Source organism: Streptomyces sp. NPDC047028, assembly GCF_040644095.1.
Lineage (GTDB): Bacteria > Actinomycetota > Actinomycetes > Streptomycetales > Streptomycetaceae > Streptomyces.
On sequence record NZ_JBEYVS010000028.1, the window covers coordinates 42,269 to 57,405 of the forward strand.

Annotated in this window: 17 protein-coding genes and 1 pseudogene; 7 read left to right on the forward strand and 11 right to left on the reverse strand. The window is 72.0% G+C overall.

The features are described from left to right. Positions 1–63: 63 nt before the first annotated feature. The 3 genes from ABZ854_RS24090 to ABZ854_RS24100 form a co-directional block, all read right to left on the reverse strand. Positions 64–1,251, reverse strand: a complete 1,188-nt coding sequence (locus tag ABZ854_RS24090; protein ID WP_361214275.1) for an SPFH domain-containing protein — start codon at positions 1,249–1,251, stop codon at positions 64–66. Between the two features lie 11 nt (positions 1,252–1,262). After that, positions 1,263–1,514 carry a hypothetical protein gene (locus ABZ854_RS24095; RefSeq protein ID WP_361214277.1) on the reverse strand — a complete coding sequence of 84 codons (252 nt, stop codon included), beginning with the start codon at positions 1,512–1,514 and terminating at the stop codon, positions 1,263–1,265. Between the two features lie 224 nt (positions 1,515–1,738). Continuing rightward, positions 1,739–1,987 carry a hypothetical protein gene (locus tag ABZ854_RS24100; RefSeq protein WP_361214279.1) on the reverse strand — a complete coding sequence of 83 codons (249 nt, stop codon included), beginning with the start codon at positions 1,985–1,987 and terminating at the stop codon, positions 1,739–1,741. 266 nt (positions 1,988–2,253) lie between these two features. Between ABZ854_RS24100 and ABZ854_RS24105 the strand changes: the two genes are divergently transcribed. Beyond that, entirely contained in the window at positions 2,254–2,376 is a 123-nt protein-coding gene (locus tag ABZ854_RS24105) for a hypothetical protein (RefSeq protein ID WP_361214281.1), read from the forward strand. A 39-nt stretch (positions 2,377–2,415) separates the two neighbouring features. On the opposite strand, the gene ABZ854_RS24110 is transcribed toward ABZ854_RS24105, so the two are convergent. The 4 genes from ABZ854_RS24110 to ABZ854_RS24125 all read right to left on the reverse strand — a co-directional run bounded on the left by ABZ854_RS24110 (position 2,416) and on the right by ABZ854_RS24125 (position 6,380). Further along, on the reverse strand, positions 2,416–3,084 hold the full coding sequence (locus ABZ854_RS24110; RefSeq protein WP_361214283.1) for a response regulator transcription factor: 669 nt from the start codon (positions 3,082–3,084) through the stop codon (positions 2,416–2,418). Then, complete coding sequence (locus tag ABZ854_RS24115; protein WP_361214396.1) at positions 3,081–4,430, reverse strand: histidine kinase; 1,350 nt, start codon at positions 4,428–4,430, stop codon at positions 3,081–3,083. The genes ABZ854_RS24110 and ABZ854_RS24115 overlap by 4 nt, the downstream gene beginning before the upstream one ends. A gap of 91 nt (positions 4,431–4,521) precedes the next feature. Further along, positions 4,522–5,391 (reverse strand): ABC transporter permease, encoded by an 870-nt coding sequence (locus tag ABZ854_RS24120; protein ID WP_361214285.1) that lies wholly within the window; start codon positions 5,389–5,391, stop codon positions 4,522–4,524. After that, positions 5,388–6,380: an ATP-binding cassette domain-containing protein gene (locus ABZ854_RS24125; protein ID WP_361214286.1), complete on the reverse strand. Its 993-nt coding sequence runs from the start codon at positions 6,378–6,380 to the stop codon at positions 5,388–5,390. The genes ABZ854_RS24120 and ABZ854_RS24125 overlap by 4 nt, the downstream gene beginning before the upstream one ends. A gap of 418 nt (positions 6,381–6,798) precedes the next feature. On the opposite strand from ABZ854_RS24125, the gene ABZ854_RS24130 reads away from it, so the two are divergent. Further along, positions 6,799–7,677, forward strand: coding sequence for a hypothetical protein (locus tag ABZ854_RS24130; RefSeq protein ID WP_361214288.1), 879 nt, complete (start codon positions 6,799–6,801; stop codon positions 7,675–7,677). Between the two features lie 4 nt (positions 7,678–7,681). Continuing rightward, entirely contained in the window at positions 7,682–8,158 is a 477-nt protein-coding gene (locus ABZ854_RS24135; RefSeq protein ID WP_361214290.1) for a hypothetical protein, read from the forward strand. Positions 8,159–8,182: 24 nt separating this feature from the next. Here the strand turns inward: ABZ854_RS24135 and ABZ854_RS24140 are convergent, their stop codons facing one another. Both ABZ854_RS24140 and ABZ854_RS24145 read right to left on the reverse strand, forming a co-directional pair. Then, entirely contained in the window at positions 8,183–8,512 is a 330-nt protein-coding gene (locus ABZ854_RS24140; protein WP_361214292.1) for a TfoX/Sxy family protein, read from the reverse strand. Then, complete coding sequence (locus tag ABZ854_RS24145; RefSeq protein ID WP_361214293.1) at positions 8,512–8,973, reverse strand: SRPBCC family protein; 462 nt, start codon at positions 8,971–8,973, stop codon at positions 8,512–8,514. The genes ABZ854_RS24140 and ABZ854_RS24145 overlap by 1 nt, the downstream gene beginning before the upstream one ends. A 164-nt stretch (positions 8,974–9,137) precedes the next feature. Between ABZ854_RS24145 and ABZ854_RS24150 the strand changes: the two are divergent. Next, positions 9,138–9,383: pseudogene (locus ABZ854_RS24150) on the forward strand (GNAT family N-acetyltransferase); the annotation flags it as partial. Positions 9,384–9,510: 127 nt separating this feature from the next. Here the strand turns inward: ABZ854_RS24150 and ABZ854_RS24155 are convergent. Further along, a complete protein-coding gene (locus tag ABZ854_RS24155) occupies positions 9,511–10,800 on the reverse strand; it encodes an MFS transporter (RefSeq protein ID WP_361214295.1) in 1,290 nt (429 codons plus the stop codon). Then, on the reverse strand, positions 10,797–12,200 hold the full coding sequence (locus ABZ854_RS24160; RefSeq protein ID WP_361214297.1) for an MBL fold metallo-hydrolase: 1,404 nt from the start codon (positions 12,198–12,200) through the stop codon (positions 10,797–10,799). Before ABZ854_RS24160 ends, ABZ854_RS24155 begins: the two co-directional genes overlap by 4 nt. Positions 12,201–12,287: 87 nt before the next feature. On the opposite strand from ABZ854_RS24160, the gene ABZ854_RS24165 reads away from it, so the two are divergent. The 3 genes from ABZ854_RS24165 to ABZ854_RS24175 all read left to right on the forward strand — a co-directional run bounded on the left by ABZ854_RS24165 (position 12,288) and on the right by ABZ854_RS24175 (position 15,041). Beyond that, positions 12,288–12,965, forward strand: coding sequence for a metalloregulator ArsR/SmtB family transcription factor (locus ABZ854_RS24165; RefSeq protein ID WP_361214299.1), 678 nt, complete (start codon positions 12,288–12,290; stop codon positions 12,963–12,965). A 152-nt stretch (positions 12,966–13,117) separates the two neighbouring features. Next, positions 13,118–14,371, forward strand: a complete 1,254-nt coding sequence (locus tag ABZ854_RS24170) for an MFS transporter (protein WP_361214301.1) — start codon at positions 13,118–13,120, stop codon at positions 14,369–14,371. A gap of 184 nt (positions 14,372–14,555) precedes the next feature. Continuing rightward, a complete protein-coding gene (locus ABZ854_RS24175; protein WP_361214303.1) occupies positions 14,556–15,041 on the forward strand; it encodes a DUF5990 family protein in 486 nt (161 codons plus the stop codon). Positions 15,042–15,137 lie beyond the last annotated feature (96 nt).

The window sequence follows — 15,137 nt, forward strand, 5'->3', positions numbered from 1 at the left end:
GAGGCCCACGACTCCGACCTGTTCGGAGCCGTGGGCCTCGGCCTTTGACCAGCCACTGTCCGCCTAGTCGACGTCCACCGGACCGTCGTCCGACTTCCGGCCCTTGGCGCCCGGAAGCTGGAGCATGCTGCCGTTGCTCTTGTTCTCCTCGGAACGGTGACCGTCGGAGTCCGGGCCGCTCAGGTTCTGCCGGACCGAATCGAGGATGGTGAGCCCCTGGGACACCAGGCCGGCGGCGATCTCGCCGAGGCCGTCCGCGCCGTTGAGGACGTTGACGTTGGCGCCCGCGAGGCCGCCGGCGGCCTCCTTGACGATCTGCGGGAGCTGGTCGATCAGCATCCGGTCGAGCGCCACCCGGTCGTACGACGCCGCCGCCTCCGCCTGGATCTTCATCCGCTGCGCCTCGGCGGCCGCGAGGATCCTGACCCGCTCGGCCTCGGCCTCCGCCGGTTTCACCACCTCGGCCACCAGCTGCTGCTGGCGCAGCTTGGCCTGGCGCTGGGCCAGTTCCGTCTGGGCGGCCAGCACCTCCTGCTGGGCGTGGGCCTGCGCCAGCGGTCCGGCCTGTGCGGCCTGTGCCTGGGCGCGGTCCACCTCGGCCGAGTACTCCGCCTGGACGATCGCGGTCTGCCGGGCGTACTCCGCCTGGTTGCGCGCCGCGGCCTGTTCCGCCTCGACCGAGGCCTGGGTGGCCTGCGCCTGGGCGATCTGCGCCTGGCGCTGGATGGCCGCCTTGTGCGGTGCGGACATCGCGTCGATGTAGCCGGTGTCGCCGTCGTCGATCGACTGGATCTGAAGCGAGTCGACGATCAGGCCGATCTTCGCCATCTCCGTCTTGGAGGTGTCCAGGACCTCCGCGGCCAGCTTCTGCCGCTCGGTGACGATCTCCTCGACCGTCATCGAGCCGATGATGGCCCGGAGATGACCGGCGAAGATCCGGCCGGTGAGCACCGACATCTGGTCCTGGTCGGAGAGGAACCGCTGGCCCGCGTTGATGATGCTCTCGTGGTCGTTGCCGACCTTGAAGGCGATGACCGCGCGGACGTGCAACGCGATGCCCTGCTTGGTCACACAGGTCTCGGTGACCTCGGACTCGCACATGGACAGGGTGAGGAAGCGGACCTTGCGGAAGACCGGGAGCACGAACTTGCCGTGCCCCGTCACCACCCGGAACGGCGCGCCCCCCAGTCCCCGCCTGCCCCCCGAGATCAACATCGCCTCGTCGGGGGCGGGGACGCGATAACCGAACATGCTCGTACTCCTCAGCCGGCGCCGGCGCTGTTCTCGCCGAGCGCGTCCAATGGATCCACCCACTCGATGACGCCGACCTCCCGGCATCCACGAGATTCGATCACGAGGACCGCCGCACCCAGCGGCAGGGGGTCCTCCGACCAGGCGAGGAAGGTCTCGGAGCCGCCCCTGACCCGCACGAGGACCTCGCCGGGGCCCGCGGGTCCGCGGGTTCCGACCAGCAGCTTCCCCGTGCAGCCGATCACGGCCTCGTCCTGCGGCATCACCGGCCGTCCTCCTCGTCCTGGCCCCAGGTTTCCGACGATAGACCCACTCCGCCCCCCGACCAACGGGCAGGATCCCCCGTCCTGATCCGCCAGGGCGCGGCGATTCCCGCGACGAACGCCAGGGCGGTCGGGAGCGGGGATCTTCCCTGCTCCCGACCGCCCTGGGGTGGGGGTCTTCCATGGGGGGTGTTGCGAGGGCGGTGAACGCCCTCAGCCGTACGTCAGTTGCAGAAGTTGAGGAGGTCGAGGAGGCCGTTGCCGCACTGGAAGTGCTCGCCGTCCCCGTCGCCGCCGCCGTGGCCCAGCGCCGGGGCCGCGGCCTTGGTGGTGACGTGGGTGACGGGCGTCGCCGCGACCGCGGAGGTGGCCGTCGCCAGGCCCGCCGCACAGGCGCTGCCCAGGGCGGCGCTCACCACGAACGCGCGCGAGACACGGGAAACGGACTTCTTGCTGTGAGGTGTAGTGATCATGTGCTCACCATGCACGCCCCCGCGACCCGCTGCCCGCCGAGCGCATCCGAGCGGGTGAGCACCCCCGGCGGGAGCCGTCGAAGTCCGCCGGTGCCGGACGCTGCCGGAGGCCCAACTCGCCGTCCTCGACAGCGAATTGCCGTGGCGCGACGGAGCGTACCCTACGCGCACCCGATCGGCGGCGCTCGGCCGGGGAAACGGTTCGGCGCCCGCCCGCGTCGTCTTTCTCCACAGCCCGGAGGCGGTACCGGGGAGAGGACGGACGGGTGCGGACGAGTGACTTCGCCAAGTGGACCGCGCGGTTCGTCGCCGACGGCATGGCCTCGTCCCGCGTCGTCGTCACCGCCGTACTGACGCCCCGTCCGGACGCGTGGACGAACGCGGGCTGACAGCGGGAGGAGCCGGGGGAGCGCAAGGGCGCCGGGTGCTCAGTCCGCCTGCGGGCGGGCCAGACCGTGGTCGTAGGCGAAGATCACCGCCTGGATGCGGTCACGGGCGCCGATCTTGGCCAGGACGCGGCCGACATGCGTCTTCACCGTGGATTCCGACAGGACGAAACGGGCGGCGATCTCGCCGTTGGACCAGCCTTTGCCGATGGCGACGAGGATCTCGCGCTCGCGCTCGGTCAGGGAGGCCAGCCGCGGGTCCTCGGCGGAGCCGGCCGCACGCGCCGGCACGAGCCGCGCGAACTCGTGCAGCAGCCGGCGGGTGAGGGCGGGGGCGATCACCGCGTCGCCGCCCGCCACGGCACGGATGCCCGCGAGGAGTTCCTCGGGACGGGCGTCCTTGAGCAGGAAGCCGCTGGCCCCGGCGCGCAGGGCCGCGTGGACGTACTCGTCGAGGTCGAAGGTGGTCAGGACGAGGACCCGGGAGCGGTCACCGGCGGCGACGATGCGGCGCGTGGCCTCGATGCCGTCCATGCCCGGCATGCGTACGTCCATGAGGACGACGTCGGGACGCAGCTCGGCCGTCTTGCGGACGGCCTCCGTGCCGTGCGCGGCCTCGCCGACCACGTCCGTCTCGGGCACGGAGTCGAGGAGCATGCGGAAGCCGTAGCGCTGCAGCGGCTGGTCGTCCACGACGAGCACGGTGGTCATCGGCCGACCCCGCCCCGGTCCCGGGCCGCGTCCCTGTCCCGGTCCCCGGCCTCGTCCTCGGGAGCGAGGTCGAGGGTGGCCCGCACCGTCCAGCCGGCGCCGGCGGGGCCCGCGCTGACGTGACCCCCGTAGAGGGCCGCGCGTTCTCTCATGCCCACCAGACCGTGTCCTTCCTCGTTCGCCGTACCGGCACGGGCGCCCGGCTCGGTCGGCCCGGAATCCTGGACGGTGATGGTCAGCCGGCTGTCCTCGGCGACGATCGCCAGGTTCGCACGCGCCCCCGCGCCCGCGTGTTTGAGGGTGTTCGTCAGCGCCTCCTGCACGATCCGGTAGACCGTGAGCTGCACCCCGCTGTCGAGGGCGTCGACCTCGCCGGCCGTACGGTAGACGACCTCCAGACCTGCCGCCCGTACCCCCTCGCACAGCGCCTCGACGTCCACCAGGCCCGGCTGCGGGGCCAGTTCGGGCTCGGTCCGCGGGCCGTCGGGCTCACGCAGGACGCCGAGCACCCGCCGCAGTTCGCTCAGCGCCTGACGGCCGGTGTCCCCGATGAGACCCAGGGCCTCCCTCCCGCGCTCCGGGGCCGCGGCGGTGGCGTAGGCGCCCGCGTCGGCGAGGGTGATGATGACGGCCAGGTTGTGGCCGACGATGTCGTGCATCTCGCGGGCCACCCGCGCCCGCTCGGCCGCCACGGCGAGCCTGCCCCGCTGGTCGCGCTCCGTCTCCAGCCGTGCCGCACGGTCCCGCAGCCCGGCCAGCTGGGCCCGCCGGATACGGATCATCAGGCCGAGCGCGAGGGCCGCGGTCGCCGTACTCAGCAGGAAGAACAGCGCGTCCCAGACCGACACCGCCACCGAGGCCCGCGCCGCGACCAGGCCCAGCGCGCCCGCCGTGGCCGCGCAGCCCCACGGCAGCTGCCGTAGCGGGCCGTGCAGGGCCAGGCTGTACAGGGCGACGAAGAGCGCGACGTCCGCACGGAGGGCCGCGCCGACGGACCACTGGACGACGAACACGGCCGTCACGGCGCCGAACGCGGCCGCGGGCGCCCGCCGCCGCCACAGCAGCGGCAGCACCAGACCGGCCTGGAGGAGCAGCATGCCGGCCGCGGGCAGCCGGGTGAACACCAGGCGGAGGCGGCGCGGACCGTCCCCGTCCCCGTCCCCGCTGATCGCGCCGACCGCCTGCAGCAGGTCCGGCAGGCAGAACAACAGGAAGATCAGCACCACCACCGCGGTGTCCAGCACCCAGGGACGGGCCCGGTCGGCGTGCCGGAGCCGCTGGCCCACCCGGCCCAGCCGGGCGACCAGCGGCCCCATCCCGCCGAGGTCGTCAGCGGTCGCGGTCATCGCGGTCATCGCCGTCGCGATCTGTCCATCGGTGGTCGTGGTCGTCGAACTCACCCGCCCATGATGCGCGCCGCGGTCGGGACGGACGCGCTCAGACGTCGCTGCGCAGCAGCCGGTACGCCGCCCCGGCCAGCGCCAGTGCCGTCCAGGCGAGGAAGACCAGCAGACCGGCGGAGGGCGACAGGCTGGTCGAGTCGTGGGTCAGCGCGAAGACCGACTCGCCCGCGTTGCTCGGCAGATAGGGGTCGATGTTCCCCTGCCACGAGGTGGGCAGCAGCGAGACCAGTCCGGGCACCAGCATGAGGGAGGCGACCAGGACCGAGATGCCCCCGGCGACCGACCGCAGCAGCGCCCCGAGGGCGGTGCCGATCACCCCGACCAGGCCGAGGTAGAGCCCGGCGCCCAGCAGACTGCGTACGACACCGGCGTGAGCGAGGCCCATGGCGGCGGGCGTGCCCGACACGACCTGGCTGCCGACGAGGAAGGCGACGAACGCGCCGACGGTCCCGACCACCAGCGCGACCACGCCGAACACCGCCGCCTTGGACCACAGCACGGGCAGCCTGCGCGGTACGGCCGCGAGGGACGAGCGGATCATGCCGGTGGAGTACTCGCCCGCCGTGACCAGCACACCGAGCACGCCGAGCGCGAGCTGGGCGAAGTTCGTGCCGAACAGGGACAGGCTCACGGCCGTGGCGGTGGCGAAGTCGCGGTCCAGGTGGCGGCCCGAGTCGAGGCTCGACTTGTAGTGGCTCGCGGCGATGACGCCGAAGGCGACGAGGAAGAGCAGGCCGAGGCCGAGGGTGATCCAGGTGGAACGCAGGGACCACAGCTTGGCCCACTCAGAGGCGAGCACGCGCCGGCCGGTCACGCGGTAGGCGGGCCGGTCCTGGGCCGCCGGGGCGGTCTCGGGGGTGCCGGGGCTGCCGGGGGTCTGGGGTGCGGCGGTCAGGGTGCTCATGCGGCGCTCCCGGAGGTCTCGACGGGGGAGGAAGGGGTGTCGGTGCCGTCGAAGGCGTCGGTGCCGGTGCCGGTGCCGGTGGTGGTCGAGCCGTGGTACTCCACCGCGTCCCGGGTCAGCTCCATGAACGCCTCCTCCAGCGACACCGCCTTGGTGGTCAGCTCGAACAACGGGATGCCGTGCTCGGCGGCCTTCAGCCCGATCTCCCGGGCGGACATCCCGGTGACCTGCAACTCCTCCGTACCGATGCGGCCGGTGACGTCGACGCCGGGCCCGGCCAGCACGTCCCGCAGCCGCGCGGGGGCGTCGGTGGCGACCTTCACGGAGTCACCGCCCGCCTCGCGCACGAGGTCCCGCACGGTCGTGTCGGCCAGCAGCCGGCCGCGCCCCACGATGATCAGGTGATCGGCGACCAGGGACACCTCGCTCATCAGGTGCGAGGAGACGAACACCGTGCGCCCGTCCGCCGCGAGGGAGGTGAGCAGGTTCCGGATCCACAGGACGCCCTCGGGGTCGAGGCCGTTGACGGGCTCGTCCAGCATCACGGTCTGCGGATCGCCGAGCAGGGCCGCCGCGATCCCCAGCCGCTGCCCCATGCCGAGCGAGAACGCACCGGCGCGCTTCTTAGCGACGCTGCCCAGCCCGGCGAGGTCGACCACCTCGTCGACGCGGCGGCGCGGGATGCCGTGGGTCAGCGCGAGCGCGCGGAGGTGGTTGTAGGCCGAGCGGCCCGGGTGGATCGACTTCGCCTCCAGCAGCGCCCCGACCTCCTGCAGCGGTGCCCGGTGGCGGGCGTAACGGCGTCCGTTCACCGTGACGGACCCGTGCGTCGGCGCGTCCAGCCCGACGATCATGCGCATCGTCGTGGACTTCCCCGCGCCGTTGGGGCCCAGGAAACCGGTCACCGTGCCCGGCTTCACGGTGAAGTCCAGACCGTCGACGGCCGTCTTCTCCCCGTACCTCTTGGTGAGCCGCTGTGCCTCGATCATGGGCGTTCTCTCTTTTCGGACTCCGGCGCCCGAACCGCCTGACGCCTCCTCACTCACGCTAGGCGCGGGAGCCACGGGATCCGGTGGCACCGGGGGCTGAACGGCGGAGTCCGGGTGGTACCGCGGTACTACGACCCGGTGCGCGGCCAAGGAAGGAAAGTGAGCCGACGCCCCCCCGCCCCCACCGCCCGACACGCGAGCCGACCAGCCACGCGACCCATTTCACCGGTCCTCTTGCCTTGCCCTGCCACGGTCGGAGACAGCGGCCGTCACCGACGGCCGTTCCACGGCACAGGAGTGGGCCCTCGTTGGCGGCCGGCTCATCGCACGGAAGTGGGCCGTCGTTCCGGCGGCCGGCTCATCGCACAGGAGTGGGCCGTCGTTTCGGCGGCCGGCTCATCGCACAGGAGTGGTCGGCTTGCAGCAACCTGAGGTCCTCACCGGTGTGAACGGCGCGAGTACGGCCGAGGGGACCCCGGCCCCGGCCAGATCGGTGATGAAGAAGCTGCCCGAGGTCACCCTGGCGTTCTGGGTCATGAAGATCGCCGCCACGACCCTGGGCGAGACGGCGGGCGACCTCTTCTCGCAGACGCTGAAGCTCGGCTACTTCCTCACCACGGTCGCCCTGTTCCTGGTCTTCGTGGTGACGCTGGTGGTCCAGCTGCGCTCGTCCCGCTACCACCCGTTCTTCTACTGGACCGTGATCCTGTCGACCTCCATGGCCGGCACCACCATGTCCGACTTCATGAACCGCGACGCCAGCGCCGCCTACCTCACCCCCGGCGCGACAAGGCTCGGCTGGGGACCGCAGGGCCTGGGCCTGGGCTACCCGACCGGCGCGGCGATCCTCGTCTCGCTCCTCCTGGCGATCTTCCTGGCCTGGAAGCTGAGCGGTCTGACATTCCAGATCCAGGACATCGTCACCTTCCGGGGCGAGGCCTTCTTCTGGTCCGCGATCCTCGTCTCCAACACCCTGGGCACCTCCATGGGCGACTTCCTCTCGGACAGCTCCGGCCTGGGCTACGGCGGCGGCGCCCTGCTGGTCACCGCCGCACTCGCCGCGCTGCTGGCCCTGACGAGGGTGCCCGCCGTCCCCAACGTGCTCCTGTTCTGGATCGCCTTCGTCCTCACCCGCCCCCTGGGCGCCACCGCGGGGGACCTCCTCACCAAGCCGGCCGTCAAGGGCGGCCTGAACCTGGGCACAGCCGGCTCGTCCGCCGTCCTCCTCGCAGTCCTGCTCGGCCTGATGGCCCACGCCCACGTACGGCAGTCGGGTGAGAGTCACCCGCTAACTTGACCTCATGGCGAGTCAGATCATCACCATCATCGGCGTTCTGCTGGGCGCGGTCACCTCGTTCATCGCCACGACCCTGGCCGAGCGCGCCAAGTTCCGTCAGGGCATGGCCACCCGGTGGGACGAGCGCAAACTCGACACCTACGTCGAGTACGTCGCCTGCGTCAAGGAAGCGTCCCGCGCCGCCCGTCGCGTACTCGAAGCCCGTGAACGAGGCGAGGACCCTGCCGAGGCGCTCGTGGAGATGGAGACCTCGGAGGCCCGCCGCTCGGTACTGTTCGAAGGGCTCGTCCTGCTGGCGGAAGAGGCCGCCGCCGAGGCCGCCGCGACCGTCAACCAACGGCTCTGGGCCCTGCTGACATCCGCCCGGCAACCGGCCGGCGCCCCCGCCGCCCGCCGCGCCGATCTGGGCTCGGCCCTCATCGACGCCATGAACACCCTGCACAGGGCGGCACGGGCCGACCTGACGATAGGCAGGTCGTAGGGAATCCCCGGGGCCCCAGGGACGCTACTTGGCGGGCAGGCTTGCCGCGAAGGCACGCCCCTCGTCGATCCAGGCATCCAGTCGCACGTCCTCCGCGACACTCTCGCCCGCGACCACGACCCAGCCGCGCATCGGACGGCCGGTCATGTCGAAGAGCCGCACGCCCGGGCGGCCCAGGGCGGCATCGGTGGCGTCCGGTCCGACACGGACCAGGAGGTCGTCGCCGGTCACACCGACCGCCATGTTGCCGTGGCACAGAAAGGCGATGCCGCCGAACATCTTCCTTTCGGTGACACCGGGGTCCGTCCCGAGCCGCTCCCGGACCCGCTGGGCGAGCCCCTCGTCGTACGCCATCAGCTCGCTCCCTTCGCGACGGTGAGCCGGCGTTCCAGGTCGCGTAGGTCCTTGCCGATGGAGGAGTGGACCTGCCGGGCCAGAAGGGGCGAGAGCAGGCGGAAGACGCCCCCGGAGCCGCCCCGGACGCGGATGCCGGCGAGGGTGCCGCCGCCCGGGTGCGGGTCGAAGGAGTACGTGACGTGCATCGGCATGGGAGCCGTCACGGAGACCATGTCCAGCAGCCGCGGAGGTTCCCAGACGGCCACACGCAGCACGTAGTCGATGCGCCGGCCCAGGAAGTACGCCGTACGAGTGACCTCGGCCCCGGTCCCGAACCCACCCCCGTCCGCCGGCCGCGAAAGCTCCGCCCTGCGGATCCCCTGCGTCCATTCCACGTCATGACGCCAGTCCATGGCATAGGCGGCCACCTCCTCCACAGACAGAGGGATCACACGCTGCCTGGTCACATCGATGGTCATCGCGCCACCGTCCAGTCATTCCCGGGCCGGACCCGGCGAGTCCGTGCCGTCGCCTCCAGGATGGCCGCACCCAGAGAGGGAGCGCGCGCGAAGCGGTAACCGGCCCGGAACCCCGGCTGCTCGTCGGCCCCGTGACCTGGCGGTTCGCCGGATTCGACGTGCCGTTGCTCAACCCTTTGCCGAGTCCGAAGCGGTGCAACCACGTTCCTGGGGCCGCCGAGTCGGACGGCTCCATCGCCGGCTTCACCGAACTGGTCGTCCCCGGCGACGGCAAGGGCGATGCCCAGCACTACGGCACCGCCGTCCTCCCCCGGCACCGCGGCCACGGCCACGGCCACTGGATGAAGGCCGCCTCCATCCACCACGCCCGCCAACACCACCCCACCCTCACCGCCCTCCTGACCGACACGCTGATGTCGCTCACGCCTCCCCCCTCTGCCGGTGCCCGACCAGCGAGCCCGCTCACTGAGGAACCAGGACGAGGGGCACCTCGGAGACGTCTCCCCGGATGCGAGAGCTGCGGCGCCACAAGCGACGTCACGGGCAGGTTCGTAGGGTTCGGTGTTCGCTGATCCAGCGGGCGGCGAGGAGGCCGGAGGCCGCGGTGAGGACGGCGGCGGCGATGACGGTGGCGTTCAGGCCGAGGGTGTCGGCGAGGACGCCGGCCACCAGGGCGCCCGCCGCGTAGCCGACGTCGCGCCAGAAGCGGTAGGTGCCGAGGGCGTTGGCGCGCCAGGCGGGGTGGGCGTGGTCGGATACGGACGCGATCAGGGCCGGGTAGACCATGGCGGTGCCGATGCCGAGGAACACCGCGGAGAGGATTCCGGCGAGCAGGGGGTGGCCGAGGAGGGCGAGGGCGAGGACGAATCCGACGGCTTGGACGAGCATGCCGGACACGATGAGGGGTTTGCGGCCGACGCGGTCGGAGAGATGGCCGGTGTAGGTCTGCCCGAGGCCCCACAGGATCGGGTAGAGGCCCTTGATGAGACCGACGGCGGCCAGACCGAGTCCGTGATCGGTGAAGAGCAGGGGGAAAACGCCCCAGGTCAGACCGTCGTTGAGGTTGTTGACGAGTCCGGCCTGGCTGGCGCCGCGCAGGGAGCGATCGTGCCAGGAGGTACGGGCGAACGTGGCCTTCAGGCCGGTGTCCTCGCCGGTGGTCAGGGGCTTGTCGTGCTGGGCGACTTCAAGAGCGACGTGGGCGGCGGTGTCGCGGACCACGAGGCACAGGGCGAGCCCGGCGGCGACGAAGACCACGCCGATGAGCTCCGGGACGGGGCGCAGGCCGTGGGTGGTGGCGAGGTAGCCGGTGAGGACGGCTGTGGCGCCCACGGCGGTGTAGCCGGCGGCTTCGTTGAGGCCGGTCGCCAAGCCTCGGCGAGCGGGGCCCACGAGGTCGATCTTCATGTTGACAGTCATCGACCAGGTCAGGCCCTGGTTGAGGCCGAGCAGGACGTTCGCGGCGACGATCAGGCCCCATGAGGGCGCCCAGGCCAGAGCGAAGGGGACGGGGATGCCGATCAGCCAGCCGGTGACGAGGAGCTGCTTGCGGCGGAACCGAGCGGTCAGCGCACCTGCGGCGAGGTTGGTCAGTGCCTTGCTGACGCCGAAGGCGATGATGAAGGAGAAGACGGCCAGGTCGCTGGTGAGGCCGAAGACGCGGCCGCCGATCAGGGGGACGGTGGTGCGTTCGAGGCCGACGAGGCCGCCGACGCAGATGTTGACCACGACGAGCAGGGTGAACTGGAGCCGGTTCTCCCGCAGGCCCAGGCGGACGGGACGCCCGGCCGCGTCGGACGGTGCCGTGGTCCCTGGTGGGGTCTTCATGAGACGGTGCGCTCGCCCTCAGTTCCCTCTGTTCCCTCAGAGCCGTCGGTGAGCCGCTGACCGTGGGCGGTGGCGTAGTCGGCCGGTCCGCCGTCGAGGACGGTGATGCCGGTGTGGCCCGCGCGTTCGAGGAGGCTGGCGGCGGTCATGGCGCGCTCCCCGTGGCCGCAGGCCACGATCGGCTCCACGGGGGCTTCGGCAGCGCGATCGGCGAGGTCGCCGAGTTCGATGTGGACAGCGCCGGGGACGTGCCCGGCGGCGAACTCGGCTTCCTGCCGTACGTCGAGGTAGGGGCCGTCGCCGATGCGGTCGGCGGTGGCGAACGTGGTGGTGGATCGCTGGTCGCCGTCGGCCGGCCAGACGGCCATGCCTCCTGCGAGGTGCCCCGCGAGACGCTCGTAGCCGATCTTGTACGCCTGCCAGACGATCTCGTTGAGGTCCTGGTCGTGGTCGGCGACGAAGGCGAGCGGGGCCGTGTCGGGCAGGAGCCAGCCCAGCCAGGTGGCGAACTGGTCGCGAAGCGGGATGGACAGGGAGCCGGGGATGTGGCCGGCCGCGTAGTCGGCCGCCGGGCGCACGTCGACCACGTGACCGCCGTCGGCGAGCAGAGCCTTGACCTGACCGACGTCGAGGGCGGGCAGCGGTCGGGTGGAGGTGAGAACGGCGGCGCCCCGCTGGTTCACCTCGGCGAGCCGGTCGAAGTAGGCGGGGTAGCTGCCCAGGCCGGCCAGCAGCCGTCGTACGAAGGTGTCCTCGTCCGGGGCGGTCAGCAGTGAGTTGGCCTTCCGCTGCTCTCCCACGGTGGAGGTGCGTTCGGTGCCGGGCGGGGCCGAGCAGAAGGAGCCCGCTCCGTGGGTGGGCCACACCCGGGTCTCGTCGGGCAGGGCGGCCAGCCGCCGCAGCGAGCGATACTGGGCGCGGGCGAGATCCTCGGTGCGCTCGGCGCCGAGCAGATCGGTGCGGGCGGCGGAATCCACGATCAGCGAGCCCCCGGTGAAGACGCCCAGTTCGCGGCTGCCGTCCAGGAGGAGGAAGGCGAGGTGCTCGTCCGTGTGGCCGGGGGTGGCCAGGGCACGCAGGGTCAGTCCGCCCAGATCGACCTCGTCCCCCTCGGCCAGACCGCGGTGTGAGAAGGCGCGCCGGCCGGCGGCGGAGGCCAGGACGGTGGCTCCCTGGTCGTGCGCGAGCTGGAGGGCGCCGGAGAGGAAGTCCGCGTGCAGGTGCGTATCCGCCGCGTACGCCACCACGAGGCCGCGCCGCTCGGCGGCTTCCCGCAGTGCGCGCAGGTCGCGGCTCGCATCCACGGCCAGGGCGCGGCCGTCGCCGAGGTCGACCAGGTAGGCACTGTTGCCCAGTCCGTTGTCGACCAGGGGTATCAGGTGATCGTCGGCGAAGCCCATGGGTCCTCCAGGAGGCGGATGCGGGAGGGCGTGTGGTCACGGCCTCCCCTTCCATCTACACTATTCCATGGATCTATGGAGGATGGCATGACGGGAAACGGCAGGGCGGATGCCAAGACGCGGCTGTACGACGCCTTCGCGACCAGCGGCAAGGCGCTGGCCAGCGGAAAACGCCTGGAGCTGCTGGACCTCCTGGCGCAGGGCGAGCGCACGGTGGACGCCCTGGCCAAGGCGGCGGGACTGAACCTGACGACGGCCTCGGCGCACCTGCAGACCCTCAAGCAGGCCGGGTTCGTCGCCACCCGCCGTGAGGGGGTGCGCATCCACTACCGGCTCGCCGGGGACGACGTGGCGCAACTGTTCGCGCTGCTCCGCAAGGTCGCCGAGCGCCATCAGGCCGCTGTGCCCGCAGCGCGGGACGCCTACCTGGGTGACGACGGCACGGCCGAGGTCAGCCGCGAGGAGCTGCGTGCCCGTGCGGCGGCGGGTGACGTGGTGGTGCTGGACGTGCGGCCGGCGGAGGAGTACCGGGCCGGGCACATCCCGGGGGCGGTCTCCATCCCGGTCGAGGAACTGGCCGACCGCATCGACGAGCTGCCCGAACAGACAGAGATCGTCGTCTACTGCCGAGGTGAGTACTGCGTACTGGCGTACGACGCCGTACGGCTGCTGACCGATCGGGGACGCCGGGCCATCCGCCTCGACGACGGCATGCTGGAGTGGCGCCTGGCCGAGCTGACCGTCGATCCCAGGGATCCGGAGTGAGGCGGGGCCGGGCGCGTACGTCCGGAGCCGGGCGCACATCTCATCTCCGGGGACGGTCCCCGGCAGCCACCTGACCGTCTGCCCGCCACCCGCCCCCCTACCGCCCGCCTCAAGGCGACGCGGCCCTGGCCGCCCCTGACCTGGGAAGAGACATGACCAGTACCGCACCGTCCAGTAGGACGGGCTCCATACCCGACGCCGCCCAAGCACAGCGCCGCATTCTGCGTGTCCTGGTCGCCTCCCAGATCCTCAGCGGAGCAGGTCTCGCCGCCGGCGTCACCGTCGGCGCCCTGCTGGCCCAGGACATGCTCGGCACGACCAGCCTCGCCGGGCTGCCCAGCGCCCTGTTCACCGCCGGGTCGGCGCTCACCGCGGTGGCCGTCGGCCGCGTCTCCCAGGCCCGGGGCCGCAGACCGGGCCTGGCCGCCGGCTATCTCACGGGAGCCATCGGCAGCGTCGGCGTCATCACCGCAGCCGTCCTGGACAACCCGGTCCTGCTGTTCCTCGCCCTGTTCGTCTACGGCGCGGGCACCGCCACCAACCTTCAGGCCCGGTACGCCGGTGCCGACCTCGCCGACCCCGCCCACCGCGCCCGCGCCGTTTCCACCGTCCTGGTCGCCACCACCCTCGGCGGCGTCGCGGGACCCAACCTCGCTGCCCCCGCCGGCCACCTCGCCGACGGCCTCGGCATCCCCAGCCTGGCAGGCCCGTTCCTGCTGTCCGGCGCCGCCTACGCCCTCGCCGCCCTCGTCCTGGCGACCCGCCTGCGCCCCGACCCGCTGCTGGTGGCCCGCAGCCTCGCCGCCACCGAGCCGAGCGCCACCACCGCCGACCCAACCGCGTCCGCTCAGGCGGGTCGTGGCGGTGTCGTTCTGGGCGCGCTCATCATGGTCCTCACCCAACTGGTCATGGTCGCGATCATGACGATGACCCCGGTCCACATGCGCGACCACGGTCATGGCACTGCCGCCTCCGGCCTCGTCATCGCCGTCCACATCGGGGCCATGTACCTGCCGTCACCGCTGACCGGCTGGCTCGTCGACCGCTTCGGCCGCTTGAAGGTCGCCGCTGCCTCCGGCCTCACCCTCCTGGCCGCCGGCATCGTCGCCGCCGACGCGCCAGGTGACTCCGTGGCAGTCCTCGCGCTCGCCCTGGCCCTGCTGGGCCTCGGCTGGAACTTCGGGCTCGTCTCGGGCACGGCGATCATCACCGACACCGTGCCGCTCGCCACCCGTGCGAAGACCCAGGGCATGGTCGATGTCTCCATCGCGATCGCCGGCGCCACCGGCGGCATCTCCTCCGGGATCGTGGTCGCCGCGACCAGCTACCCCGTCCTGGCCCTCACCGGCGGCGTCCTCGCCCTCGCCGTCCTGCCGGCCGTCGCAGCCACCGCCTATCGCCGATGAGTGCACGAGGCCCCGGGGAGAAGTCTCACCCAGCACCCGGAATTCACCGGCGAAGCCATGCCCAGGAGCGCGTGGAGGCACCGGACCGCTTTGCATCGGGCGCCCTGCGGGCACACTTGGAACTCGCTGGAGCAGCCGTGGGAGACGAACGTGCGCACCGGTTCGCGCGACGAGGACGGTGGACATGACGAACGACCTGCGCATCCGCATCGACGCCACCGACCTGCCCGGCCTCTTCTGCCCGCCGGCGGCCTTCGCCGACGCCGCTGCGCAGGCCTACCGCAACATTCACGTCGCCGTACAGCGCAGCGCCCCCCCCGGCGAACTCCTCGACCCTCAGCCCGGAAACGCCACCGCGGTGACCTGGACCCTGCCGTGCACGGCGACCGCCGCGCCCAGCGGCATCGACGTCAAGGGCCCGTACATCCAGGGCCGTTGCGGCGAACGGTTCATCTACCTCTCCTGGGGCACCGTCGAAGACACCGGCACCTTCACCATGTTCCGCCGCGCCAAACTGCTCCTCGGCGCCGTACCCACCGACGTACTCGACGCCGCGACGCACACCGGTCTGCTCGTCGGACGCCTCGGCCTCACCGACGCGACCGGCTGCCCACTGTGCGCCCGCGTCGTTCCCCCGGCCATCATCTGGACCGCCGAACCCACTGGCTGAAAACGGACGTAGTCAGCCGTTGGTCTCTCGTAGCCACCCACGCGCCCCGTGCGGCGTCGGGCGGGAGAAATGTCGCACCTGTCTCCGACGCTCCCC

Excerpts from the sequence above, each read along its gene's own strand:
- ABZ854_RS24090 (WP_361214275.1), bottom strand. The coding sequence starts at position 1,251 with ATGTTCGGTTATCGCGTCCCCGCCCCCGACGAGGCGATGTTGATCTCG.
- ABZ854_RS24095 (WP_361214277.1), bottom strand. The coding sequence starts at position 1,514 with ATGCCGCAGGACGAGGCCGTGATCGGCTGCACGGGGAAGCTGCTGGTC.
- ABZ854_RS24100 (WP_361214279.1), bottom strand. The coding sequence starts at position 1,987 with ATGATCACTACACCTCACAGCAAGAAGTCCGTTTCCCGTGTCTCGCGC.
- ABZ854_RS24110 (WP_361214283.1), bottom strand. The coding sequence starts at position 3,084 with ATGACCACCGTGCTCGTCGTGGACGACCAGCCGCTGCAGCGCTACGGC.
- ABZ854_RS24115 (WP_361214396.1), bottom strand. The coding sequence starts at position 4,430 with ATGACCGCGACCGCTGACGACCTCGGCGGGATGGGGCCGCTGGTCGCC.
- ABZ854_RS24120 (WP_361214285.1), bottom strand. The coding sequence starts at position 5,391 with ATGAGCACCCTGACCGCCGCACCCCAGACCCCCGGCAGCCCCGGCACC.
- ABZ854_RS24125 (WP_361214286.1), bottom strand. The coding sequence starts at position 6,380 with ATGATCGAGGCACAGCGGCTCACCAAGAGGTACGGGGAGAAGACGGCC.
- ABZ854_RS24135 (WP_361214290.1), top strand. The coding sequence starts at position 7,682 with ATGGCGAGTCAGATCATCACCATCATCGGCGTTCTGCTGGGCGCGGTC.
- ABZ854_RS24140 (WP_361214292.1), bottom strand. The coding sequence starts at position 8,512 with ATGGCGTACGACGAGGGGCTCGCCCAGCGGGTCCGGGAGCGGCTCGGG.
- ABZ854_RS24145 (WP_361214293.1), bottom strand. The coding sequence starts at position 8,973 with ATGACCATCGATGTGACCAGGCAGCGTGTGATCCCTCTGTCTGTGGAG.
- ABZ854_RS24155 (WP_361214295.1), bottom strand. The coding sequence starts at position 10,800 with ATGAAGACCCCACCAGGGACCACGGCACCGTCCGACGCGGCCGGGCGT.
- ABZ854_RS24160 (WP_361214297.1), bottom strand. The coding sequence starts at position 12,200 with ATGGGCTTCGCCGACGATCACCTGATACCCCTGGTCGACAACGGACTG.
- ABZ854_RS24165 (WP_361214299.1), top strand. The coding sequence starts at position 12,288 with ATGACGGGAAACGGCAGGGCGGATGCCAAGACGCGGCTGTACGACGCC.
- ABZ854_RS24170 (WP_361214301.1), top strand. The coding sequence starts at position 13,118 with ATGACCAGTACCGCACCGTCCAGTAGGACGGGCTCCATACCCGACGCC.
- ABZ854_RS24175 (WP_361214303.1), top strand. The coding sequence starts at position 14,556 with ATGACGAACGACCTGCGCATCCGCATCGACGCCACCGACCTGCCCGGC.